At 59.4% G+C, this 9,944-nt stretch carries 10 protein-coding genes and 1 pseudogene; 5 read left to right on the top strand and 6 right to left on the bottom strand.

All coding sequences use genetic code 11. The features are described from left to right. Positions 1-185 precede the first annotated feature (185 nt). A complete protein-coding gene (locus tag AC1DH9_RS25860) occupies positions 186-878 on the top strand; it encodes an HAD-IA family hydrolase (protein WP_427540291.1) in 693 nt (230 codons plus the stop codon). A gap of 77 nt (positions 879-955) precedes the next feature. On the opposite strand, the gene AC1DH9_RS25855 is transcribed toward AC1DH9_RS25860, so the two are convergent. Then, positions 956-1,702 (bottom strand): 3-oxoacyl-ACP reductase family protein, encoded by a 747-nt coding sequence (locus AC1DH9_RS25855; protein ID WP_477809048.1) that lies wholly within the window; start codon positions 1,700-1,702, stop codon positions 956-958. Between the two features lie 125 nt (positions 1,703-1,827). On the opposite strand from AC1DH9_RS25855, the gene AC1DH9_RS25850 reads away from it, so the two are divergent. Next, a complete protein-coding gene (locus tag AC1DH9_RS25850; RefSeq protein ID WP_477809047.1) occupies positions 1,828-2,751 on the top strand; it encodes a LysR family transcriptional regulator in 924 nt (307 codons plus the stop codon). Positions 2,752-2,847: 96 nt separating this feature from the next. Here the strand turns inward: AC1DH9_RS25850 and AC1DH9_RS25845 are convergent, their stop codons facing one another. Further along, complete coding sequence (locus AC1DH9_RS25845; protein WP_477809046.1) at positions 2,848-3,582, bottom strand: phosphoadenylyl-sulfate reductase; 735 nt, start codon at positions 3,580-3,582, stop codon at positions 2,848-2,850. A 174-nt stretch (positions 3,583-3,756) separates the two neighbouring features. Here AC1DH9_RS25845 and thrH point away from each other — a divergent pair, with 174 nt between their 5' ends. Then, a complete protein-coding gene (gene thrH / locus AC1DH9_RS25840; RefSeq protein WP_477809045.1) occupies positions 3,757-4,374 on the top strand; it encodes a bifunctional phosphoserine phosphatase/homoserine phosphotransferase ThrH in 618 nt (205 codons plus the stop codon). Between the two features lie 107 nt (positions 4,375-4,481). Here the strand turns inward: thrH and pabB are convergent. The 4 genes and pseudogenes from pabB to rloA form a co-directional block, all read right to left on the bottom strand. Next, positions 4,482-5,711, bottom strand: a pseudogene (gene pabB / locus AC1DH9_RS25835) (aminodeoxychorismate synthase component I); the annotation flags it as partial. A gap of 70 nt (positions 5,712-5,781) precedes the next feature. After that, entirely contained in the window at positions 5,782-6,768 is a 987-nt protein-coding gene (locus AC1DH9_RS25830) for an alpha-L-glutamate ligase-like protein (protein ID WP_427540276.1), read from the bottom strand. Continuing rightward, on the bottom strand, positions 6,768-7,958 hold the full coding sequence (locus AC1DH9_RS25825; protein WP_477809044.1) for a UUP1 family membrane protein: 1,191 nt from the start codon (positions 7,956-7,958) through the stop codon (positions 6,768-6,770). The genes AC1DH9_RS25830 and AC1DH9_RS25825 overlap by 1 nt, the downstream gene beginning before the upstream one ends. Positions 7,959-7,963: 5 nt before the next feature. Continuing rightward, positions 7,964-8,500 carry a retropepsin-like aspartic peptidase RloA gene (gene rloA / locus AC1DH9_RS25820; protein WP_427528248.1) on the bottom strand — a complete coding sequence of 179 codons (537 nt, stop codon included), beginning with the start codon at positions 8,498-8,500 and terminating at the stop codon, positions 7,964-7,966. Between the two features lie 270 nt (positions 8,501-8,770). Between rloA and AC1DH9_RS25815 the strand changes: the two genes are divergently transcribed. Then, positions 8,771-9,493 (top strand): GntR family transcriptional regulator, encoded by a 723-nt coding sequence (locus tag AC1DH9_RS25815; RefSeq protein WP_477809043.1) that lies wholly within the window; start codon positions 8,771-8,773, stop codon positions 9,491-9,493. Continuing rightward, positions 9,490-9,944 (top strand): isocitrate lyase/phosphoenolpyruvate mutase family protein (locus AC1DH9_RS25810; RefSeq protein ID WP_477809042.1); only part of this gene is annotated, 455 nt, incomplete at its 3' end. The genes AC1DH9_RS25815 and AC1DH9_RS25810, both read left to right, overlap by 4 nt.

Below are 9,944 nucleotides of genomic sequence, written 5' to 3'. Positions count from 1 at the left end.
CTTTCCTTGCGCTCACTACACACCCTAGGCCGTGATCTGAGGGGGGGGACGGCAAACAGTTGCCGCATGTGAACCGCGCTCGTTATGCTGCTGTGCCCTTTGGTCGATCCTTTTTCGATCGATCAAGACACTGGCCGTACCTGAGCCGCTTCCCGGAATGTTGTGTTGATAACGGATCAGATGCGATGAATGCACCGCTCGACTTCGGCCCGATCAAGGCCGTGATTTTCGATATGGATGGTTTGCTGCTCGATACCGAGGGTATCTACACCGAGGTCACGCAAATCATTGCTGAACGCTACGGCCGAACCTTCGACTGGCACATCAAGCAGAACATCATCGGCCGCGGTGCTGGCGATCTGGCGCGCTATGTCGTCGAGGCGCTGGACCTGCCGATCAGCGCCGAAGAGTTTCTGCTGATCCGCGAGCCATTGATGCGTGAACGTTTCCCGCGTGCGCTGGCGATGCCGGGGGCGCAGGAGCTGGTTCAGCATCTGAAGGCGAACAATATTCCGATTGCCGTGGGCACCAGCTCTTCGAGTCAGTCATTCGGGCAGAAAACCACGTTGCATGGCGATTGGTTTGCGCTGTTCGACACCATTGTGACCGCTGATGACCCTGAGGTCGGCGCGGCCAAGCCAGCGCCGGATATTTTCCTCATCGCTGCGCGACGTTTGGGGGTGGCACCGCGTGACTGCCTGGTGTTTGAAGACTCGCCGTTTGGCGTCACCGCTGCAAAAGCCGCGGGGATGACCGCGATTGCCGTGCCGGATGCGGCCATGGCCGACGAAAAGTACGCGCATGCCGACAGCATTCTGCGTACGTTGAAAGCGTTCCAACCGCACACCTACGGCTTGCCGGCACTCGAACAGGTGTAAAGAACGCTGAACGACAAAACGCCGGGCAACCTGATCAAAGGTTGCCCGGCGTTTTTTTATGCTGCAAAAAAGCTGAATCAGGCGCCAAAACCACCGTCGATGCTCAGGCTGGCACCGGTGATGTAGCCGGCCTCCGGGCCGACCAGGTACGCAACGAAACTGGCGATCTCGGCGGCGGTGCCATAACGACCAACAGCCATCAAAGGAATCAGGCTCTCGGCGAAATCACCGTGGGCCGGGTTCATGTCGGTATCGACCGGGCCAGGCTGCACGTTATTAATGGTGATGCCGYGCGGGCCCAGGTCGCGGGACAGGCCTTTGGTCAGGCCGACCAGCGCTGCCTTGCTCATGGCGTAAGGGCCGCCACCGGCGAAGGGCATGCGGTCGGCGTTGGTGCTGCCGATGTTGATGATTCGACCGCCTTCGGTCATGTGTTTGGCCGCTTCTTGAGTCGCGATGAACACACTGCGTACGTTGATCGCCAGGGTTTGGTCGAAGTCTTCGAGTTTGAAATCTTCCAGAGGGGCGACGGCCAGTACGCCGGCGTTGTTGACCAGAATATCGAGGCCGCCAAAGCTTTCGACGGTGCTGTTGACGGCATTGCGAATGGCGACTGCATCAGCGCTGTCGGCTTTGATGGCCAGGGCTTTGCCACCGCTGGCGATGATGCTGTTTTGCAATTCTTCAGCCTTGGCTGCCGAGCTGACGTAAGTGAAGGCAACCGCTGCGCCTTCAGCGGCCAGGCGTTTGACAATGGCGGCGCCGATGCCGCGGGAGCCGCCCTGGATCAGAGCTACTTTACCGCTGAGGTTCTGAGTGGTCATGTCGATCTCCAAAGTCCCGAGGCGAGATGTCTCGGTTGATGGAGCCTAGTATCGATACTGGATTACCCCCTGTGTAGACGGTCATTGCTATAGTCTGTGTAAACCAAAAGTTTATAGTGGCGGCCATGGAAACCTTTAGCAGTATCGAATGCTTCGTGCGCAGCGCCGAGGTCGGCAGCTTCGCCGAAGCCGCGCGGCGCTTGAGCCTGACCCCGGCGGCGGTGGGCAAAAGTGTCGCCAAGCTTGAGGCGCGCCTGGGTGTTCGGCTGTTTCAGCGCAGCACGCGCAGCTTGACGTTGACTGAAGCCGGTCAGCTGTTTCTCGGTGAAGTCAGTGCCAGTCTGCACACCATTCAGAACGCGGTGGCCAATCTGGCCAGCGCCGAAGGGCGCCCGGCCGGAACACTGAAAGTCAGCATGGGCACGGTGTTTGGACGGCTGTACATCGTGCCGTTGCTGGGCGAGTTTCTGCGACGTTTTCCGGCGATCAACCCGGATTGGCATTTCGATAACCGCCAGGTCGATTTGATCGGCCAAGGCTTCGACGCGGCGATTGGTGGCGGTTTTGAACTGCCGCCAGGGGTTGTAGCGCGCAAGCTGACGCCGGCTCACCGGGTATTGGTGGCATCCAGGGATTATCTGGCACAACGCGAGGCGATTCGTGAGCCGGATGATTTAAGTGACTGCGACGGGATTCTGATTCGTTCACCGCAGACCGGCCGCGTGCGCTCCTGGCAACTGACCAGCCGTCGTCAGGAGCACAGCCCGCTGAGCCTCAAGGCGCGGATGACCATGAGTGACTCCGAAGCCGCTTGCGCTACTGCGGCGCAAGGCTTGGGGATTGCGCTGGTGAGCATGCCGTTTGCGGTCGGCTACCTGAACGCCGGCACCTTGCAGCGCGTGCTGCCGGATTGGTACGTCGATGACGGCAACATCTCGATCTACTATGCCGAACACAAACTGTTACCGGGCAAAACGCGAGCGTTCGTGGATTTCATTATCGRGCAGTTCGCCGAACAGCAATTGGCGCAGCGGTTCAGTGCTGTTTGAGTAGGCCTCCAGGCCGAGTCGCTGCCATCGCGGGCGTTACACCGCTATCGCGAGCAGGCTCGCTCCCACAGGGGGAGACTTCGTAGAGCAGAAGGATCAGGCTTTCTGGATGATGTTGCCCGCGTGCAAGCCGCATTCTTTCTGCGTGGCYTCTTCCCACCACCAGCGACCTTCGCGCTCGTGCTGGTTTGGCAGCACCGGGCGGGTGCACGGTTCACAGCCAATGCTGATGAAGCCGCGTTCATGCAGGCTGTTGTATGGCAGCTCCAGCATGYGGATATAGCCCCAGATCTCTTCGCTGGTCATTTGTGCCAGCGGGTTGAATTTGTACAGGGTGCGCTCCGGCGTCGAGAATGCGCTATCGATTTCCAGTACGGCAACCTGGCTGCGGGTGCCCGGGCTCTGGTCACGGCGCTGGCCGGTGGCCCAGGCGCTGACGGTGGACAGCTTGCGGCGCAGCGGTTMGATCTTGCGGATGCCGCAGCATTCGCCATGGCCATCCTTGTAGAAGCTGAACAGGCCTTTTTCTTTGACGAACGGTTCGAGCTTTGTATGGTCTGGCGAAACCAGTTCAATCTCGATCTTGTAGTGCTCGCGCACCTGATCGATGAAACGATAGGTTTCCGGATGCAGGCGTCCGGTGTCGAGGCTGAAGACTTTGACGTTCTTGTTGATCTTCCAGGCCATGTCCACCAGCACCACGTCTTCGGCGCCGCTGAAGGAGATCCACAGGTCGTCCCCGAACTCGGCAAAGGCGAGTTTGAGAATGTCCTKGGCGGATTTGTTGGCATAGGTCGCAGCGAGTTCAGTGACGTCGAACGATGGGCTCATCAGGGCGGTTTCCTACAGGTCGGTGGCGCTAAGCGCTCTATATGGTGGCGATGGTAGCAAAATCCCGAAGCGACGGGGGCGCTCCTCTGCGTTGCGTCGGTCGGTATGTCTCGCTAGAGTTCGGCAGTCCTTTTGCTCGCTCAACTCAATAATCAGTACAAATAGGAGTGTCTTGTGGAAATTGCCTGTCTCGATCTGGAAGGTGTATTGGTCCCGGAGATCTGGATCGCCTTTGCCGAAAAAACCGGGATCGAATCCCTCAAGGCAACCACCCGGGATATTCCCGATTACGACGTGCTGATGCAGCAGCGCCTGCGCATCCTCGACGAGCACGGCCTGAAGCTGTCCGACATTCAGGAAGTGATCGCCACCCTGAAGCCACTCGACGGTGCCATCGAGTTCGTCAACTGGCTGCGCGAGCGGTTCCAGGTGGTGATTCTTTCTGACACGTTCTACGAATTCTCCCAGCCGTTGATGCGTCAACTGGGCTTCCCGACCTTGCTCTGCCACCGTCTGATAACGGATGACACCGGTCGGGTGACGAGCTATCAACGGCGTCAGAAAGATCCCAAGCGTCAGTCGGTATTGTCCTTCAAGAGCCTTTACTATCGGGTGATTGCTGCCGGTGATTCGTACAACGACACCAGCATGCTGGGCGAGGCGGACGCAGGGATCCTGTTCCACGCACYAGACAACGTGATCCGCGAGTTCCCGCAGTTTCCGGCGGTGCACAGCTTCGAGGATCTCAAGCGCGAGTTCATCAAGGCTTCGAATCGTGAGCTGAGCCTGTAGGTCATGTGTCGGGGCTGATGGCGCTATCGCGAGCAGGCTCGCTCCCACAAGGACAACGCTGTACCTGTGGGGGCGAGCCTGCTCCGGGCGGCGTTCCGACGATGTTTTTAAAGGCCTTGCAGGGTTTCGAGCAACACCTTCACCTTGGTGATGGACTCCTGATACTCGGCCTGCCAGTCCGAATCGGCGACGATCCCACCGCCACCCCAGCAACAGACCTGCCCATCCTTGACCAGCAAGCTGCGGATGGCGATCGAGCTGTCCATTTCCCCGCGTACGTCCAGATACAGCAGCGAACCGCAGTACAAGCCGCGGCGGGTTGGTTCCAGCTCGTCGATGATTTGCATGGCGCGGATTTTCGGCGCGCCAGTGATCGAGCCGCCGGGGAAGCTGCCGGCGATCAGATCCAGGGCATCTTTGTTGTCAGCCAATTCGCCGGTGACGCTGCTCACCAGGTGATGAACGTTGGGGTAGCTTTCCAGGCTGAACAACTCGGGCACGCGCACCGAGCCAATGCGGCAAGTGCGGCCCAGATCGTTGCGCAACAGGTCGACGATCATCAGGTTTTCCGCACGATCTTTGGGGCTGGCCAATAGTTCGGCGGCGTTGGCCGCGTCTTCGGCGGCGTTCTGGCCGCGCGGACGGGTGCCTTTGATCGGGCGGGTTTCTACGTGGCCTTCGCTGACTTTGACGAAACGCTCTGGCGACAGGCTCAGCACCGCGCCGCCGTCAGGCAGGCTCTGGAAGCCAGAGAACGGTGTTGGGCAAGCTGCCCGCAGCGCGCAATACGCCGTCCACGGATCGCCTTGGCATTGTGCGCGAAAGCGTTGTGCGAAGTTGACCTGATAGCAGTCGCCGGCCTGGATGTACTGCTGGATACGCACGAACGCCTGCTGATAGTCACTGGCGCTTAGGTCGGGATTCATGGCGCCGTTCAGGGTGAACGGCGCGACAGCAGCAGTCGCGGGCTGGCCAAAGAGTTCGATCAGACGTTGGCGCTCGGATTCGATCAGGTTGGGATGGAACACCAACTGACTGCTACCGATCAGGTGATCGCTGATCAACGCCCAGTCATACAGGCCAAAGCGCGCGTCGGGCAGTTGCAGGTCATCGTGAGCCTGGGAGGGCATGGCCTCCAGGTGACGGCCAAAATCGTAACTGAGGTAGCCGATCAAGCCACCGGCGAACGGTAGTTCGTAGGGGGCAGGGATCGCTGCATCGCCGAGCCGGGCCAGCGTCGCGCGCAGGCGTTGCAGGAACGCGCCGCCACTTTCGTCAGGCGATACCGCCAGTGTTGCCAGTGGCCAGGCGCTGAGCACGTCATAACGTCCACGCTCCCATCGTCGGAACGCCGCCCGGAGCCGGCTCCGGGCGGCGTTCCGACGATGGGCTCGCCTCGGTCTCGAATCAGCCGTCAACCGAGGGAACGCGCCCAAACATCTCCTGAACAAACTCGACCCGCTCTTGCGGCGTTTCGGTAATCCCCCTGGCTTTCAGCTCTTCCAGGCGTGCCTCGACCGCATGAGTGCGCGTGGTCAACCCGCAATCATTGGCGATCTGAATGTTCAGCCCGGGCCGCGCATTGAGTTCGAGAATCAGCGGACCTTTTTCCTGGTCCAGCACCATGTCGACACCGATGTAGCCCAGGCCACACAGCTCATAACAGCTGGCGGCGAGCTTCATGAAGCCGTCCCAGTAGGGCAGTTGCACGCCATCTACCGCGTTGGTGGTGTCCGGGTGTTTGAGGATGAATTTGTTCAGCCAGGTGCCGCGCAAGGTCATGCCGGTGGCCAGGTCGACACCGACGCCGATAGCGCCCTGGTGCAGGTTGGCCTTGCCGCTGGATTGCCGGGTGGGCAAACGCAGCATGGCCATCACCGGGTAGCCCATCAGTACGATGATGCGGATGTCCGGCACGCCTTCATAACTGATGCTTTTGAAGATCTGGTCGGGAATCACCCGGTATTCGATCAGCGCGCGGTCGCGGTGACCGCCCAGGGAATACAGGCCGGTCAGAATGCTGGAGATCTGGTGCTCGATTTCTTCATGGCTGATGATCCTTCCGGAAACCGTGCGGTACTGGCCCTCGAAACGGTCGGCGATCACCAGGATGCCGTCACCGCCGGCACCTTGTGCCGGCTTGATCACGAAGTCGCTGTGGTTGCCGATGATGTCGCCGAGCTTTTCGATTTCTTTCTCGGTGGAGATCACGCCGTACATCTCCGGCACGTGAATGCCGGCCTTGATTGCGCGTTCCTTGGTGATGATCTTGTCATCGACAATCGGGTACAGGCTGCGCTTGTTGTACTTGAGTACGTAGTCAGCGTTGCGCCGATTGATGCCCATGATGCCCCGGGCGTGCAGGGCCTTCCAGGTCTTCCAGAAACCGAACATTACGAATCGGCCTTGACGAAGGCTTTGAAGCGCATCAGCTCGGTCAGGCGGTAGCCGCGATAGCGACCCATGGCCAGCATGAAGCCCACCAGGATCAACAGGATCGCCGGGAAGGTGAACACAAAATAAATCAGTTCCGGAATGCTCATGATCAGGTGTCCCAGAGAGGCGGCGAACAGCGTACCGATCGCGACTTTCAACGCATGCCCGGCGCCGCGTTCTTCCCAGGTGATCGACAGGCGTTCGATGGTCATGGTCAGAATCACCAGCGGCAAGCCGTACAGCGAGTAATCAAGGAAGCTGGCGTCGGTATTTTCGTCCGTCAGTTTGGCCAGGCGAATGGCGTTCATTTCGCTGTTGTTCAGGCTGAAGGTGACGTTGGCTTTCTTGCCGCCCTCGACGGTGATCAGGTTGTCATCGCCGGTCCACCACAGCAGACGGTCGGTGGGCAGGCCTTGCTCGCCGGTTTCCGGGTTGAAGTACAGCCAGTCAGTGCCATTGAAGCTACGCAGCCAGAGCTCCGGGGTTTGCGGCTGATCGGCGACCAGGCGGATGGTGTGGACCTTTTCCATCGGTACGTGGGCAATGGACAGCAGCAGCTCGACGATTTTCGCTTTGTGCGCCGGTGACGGATCGCCGGCCAGCAGCAGTTTTGCGTTGTCGTCATTGGCATTGTTGACGCGTTTGATCGCTTCGCCGATGAAGGTCTCGACGTCTGCCGAGTGCTGGCGAATCGGCGCGAGCAGGGCGTCGGCGGCAATTTTTTCCGGGCCTTCGACAGCGATGCTGTCGCGGAAGGTCGGGCCTTTGACTTTGGATTTTTCACCGGTGTAGCGCTTGGTCAGCACCAGGCGGTAGTAAAGCGTCTGGTTGCCCTTGGCCCGGCGTGCGGACCAGGTGACCTTGCGGTTGCCGTCTACGCGGTTGACCGCAACGCCATAGTTGTTGGAGATAAAGCTTTCATTGAGGCTGACGTAGTCGCGACTCAGCGGTGGCACGAACATCTGGATCTTGACCGGGTCCTTGGCACTGGCGACGAACTGGACCTTGGCGTCGATGTTCCACAAGTCGTCGGTGGCGTCTTCGGTCACCGGAATGCCCAGCACGAAAATCTGATAGGCCGTAACTGAAAGGCCCAGCACCACCAATAGGGTGATCAGGATTTTCAGGTGGAGGGTAAGGGAGCGCATGGGCATTACTCTGCGGTATGAGCGTCGGTGGCGCAGGCGGGTTTGCCAGCAGCGTATTTAAGACTCGGGTCGACCAGCGCATCAAAGCGTTTCAAGGCTTCGGAACCGATCAAGAGCGGGAATTGGAATGCACTTCGGTCGGTCAGGTTCACTTCTATGCTGCGCAGCGCCGTGCCCATGCAGATGTCCAGCTCGATCACCGGGCGAGCGGTGTACTGCTTGCCTTCCTCGGGATCGAAGTCGCCAGCGCGGCGTTTGATTTTGCTCACACGTGCCAATGGGCGCTCGATCGGGTGCGAGTGGGCGGTGTCGATGGCCAGGTAAAAGCGTACCCACGATTCGCCATTGCGTTTGAAGCGCTTGATATCACGGGCACTGAGGGAGGCGGTTTTGGCCCCGGTGTCGAGTTTGGCCGCGACTTCCAGGTCAATTCCTGCCAGCTGCGCGTATTCGTTGAGACCGTACACAGTCTTTTCACCCGCGATAGCGAGACCAGGCAGACAGAGTAGACAGATCAACAGGGTGAAGGGCTTGAGTCTCATAGATCCTGGCGCGGTGCCGTCCGTTCTTCAGTTCAAGGCGACTGGCATTGCTGCACAAGCTCCTTCTCGTGCCTGCCATAAAAAGATGACAGACAAATGCGGGCGGCATTCTAGCACGGTGGTTTTATGGCGCCAGCCGCGGGTCTGTCCTTTACTTAGGTTTTACTTAAGGCGTTTATTAGACGATTGTCGACAATAGCTCTATTTCCTTTGACTGATTGCGCGATATTGGTTAGTTTTTGCCGCATTGGCTTATGAGGTGTCGACAATATGCTGKGTCAACTTGATCCTCCGGTGATGGCGTCAGACGATTCGGAAACCCTTTCCGAAAACGTCTTCCGACGCATTCAGGCGGCCATCGTCAAAGGCGAGATCGCCCCGGGCAGCAAGATCTCCGAGCCTGAACTGGCGCGCACTTACGGCATCAGCCGCGGGCCATTACGTGAGGCGATCCATCGTCTGGAAGGTCAGCGCCTGCTGGTCCGCGTCCCGCACGTGGGGGCCAGGGTGGTGTCGCTGAGTCACGCCGAACTGCTTGAGCTCTACGAAATCCGCGAGTCCCTGGAAGGCATGGCCTGTCGTCTGGCCGCCGAGCGCATGACCGCCGAAGAAATCGACGAGTTGCGTCAGGTGCTGGAAACCCATGAGCGCGATGCGGCGTTTCAGGCAGGCGTTGGCTATTACCAGCAGGAAGGCGATTTCGACTTTCACTACCGAATCATTCAAGGCAGCGGCAACCGCACACTGACGCAAATGCTCTGCGGCGAGCTGTATCAACTGGTGCGCATGTACCGCATCCAGTTTTCTGCCACGCCCAATCGTCCGCGCCAGGCGTTTGCCGAGCACCACCGGATTCTCGATGCCATCGCCGACCGTGACGGTGAATTGGCCGAGTTGTTGATGCGTCGTCACATCGGCGCTTCAAAACGCAATATCGCCCGTCACTATCAGGACGGAGCCCATCAGACAGCCACTCCACGAGGTGAGTCATGAGTTCGAACAAGAGCACACCAGGCCAGCGTTTCCGCGATGCGGTTGCCAGCGAGCATCCTTTGCAAGTGGTCGGCACGATCAACGCCAACCATGCGCTGCTGGCCAAGCGCGCCGGTTTCAAGGCTATTTATCTGTCCGGTGGCGGGGTCGCTGCCGGTTCTCTCGGTGTGCCGGACCTCGGGATTACCGGGCTCGATGACGTGTTGACCGACGTACGCCGGATCACCGATGTCTGCGACCTTCCGCTGTTGGTGGACGTGGACACCGGTTTTGGTTCCTCGGCGTTCAACGTCGCGCGCACCGTGAAGTCGATGATCAAGTTCGGCGCGGCAGCGATTCACATCGAAGACCAGGTTGGTGCCAAACGCTGCGGTCACCGCCCGAACAAAGAGATCGTTTCCCAGCAGGAAATGGTCGACCGGATCAAGGCGGCAGTCGATGCGCGCACCGA

The organism is Pseudomonas sp. 05T35 (assembly GCF_056396605.1).
The sequence above is the reverse complement of the archived record's forward strand: the minus strand, read 5'-3'. Positions and strand labels throughout refer to the sequence as shown.

Coding starts and splice junctions, on each gene's coding strand:
- AC1DH9_RS25860 (WP_427540291.1), top strand. CDS start 186: ATGAATGCACCGCTCGACTTCGGCCCGATCAAGGCCGTGATTTTCGAT.
- AC1DH9_RS25830 (WP_427540276.1), bottom strand. CDS start 6,768: ATGTTCGGTTTCTGGAAGACCTGGAAGGCCCTGCACGCCCGGGGCATC.
- AC1DH9_RS25825 (WP_477809044.1), bottom strand. CDS start 7,958: ATGCGCTCCCTTACCCTCCACCTGAAAATCCTGATCACCCTATTGGTG.
- rloA (WP_427528248.1), bottom strand. CDS start 8,500: ATGAGACTCAAGCCCTTCACCCTGTTGATCTGTCTACTCTGTCTGCCT.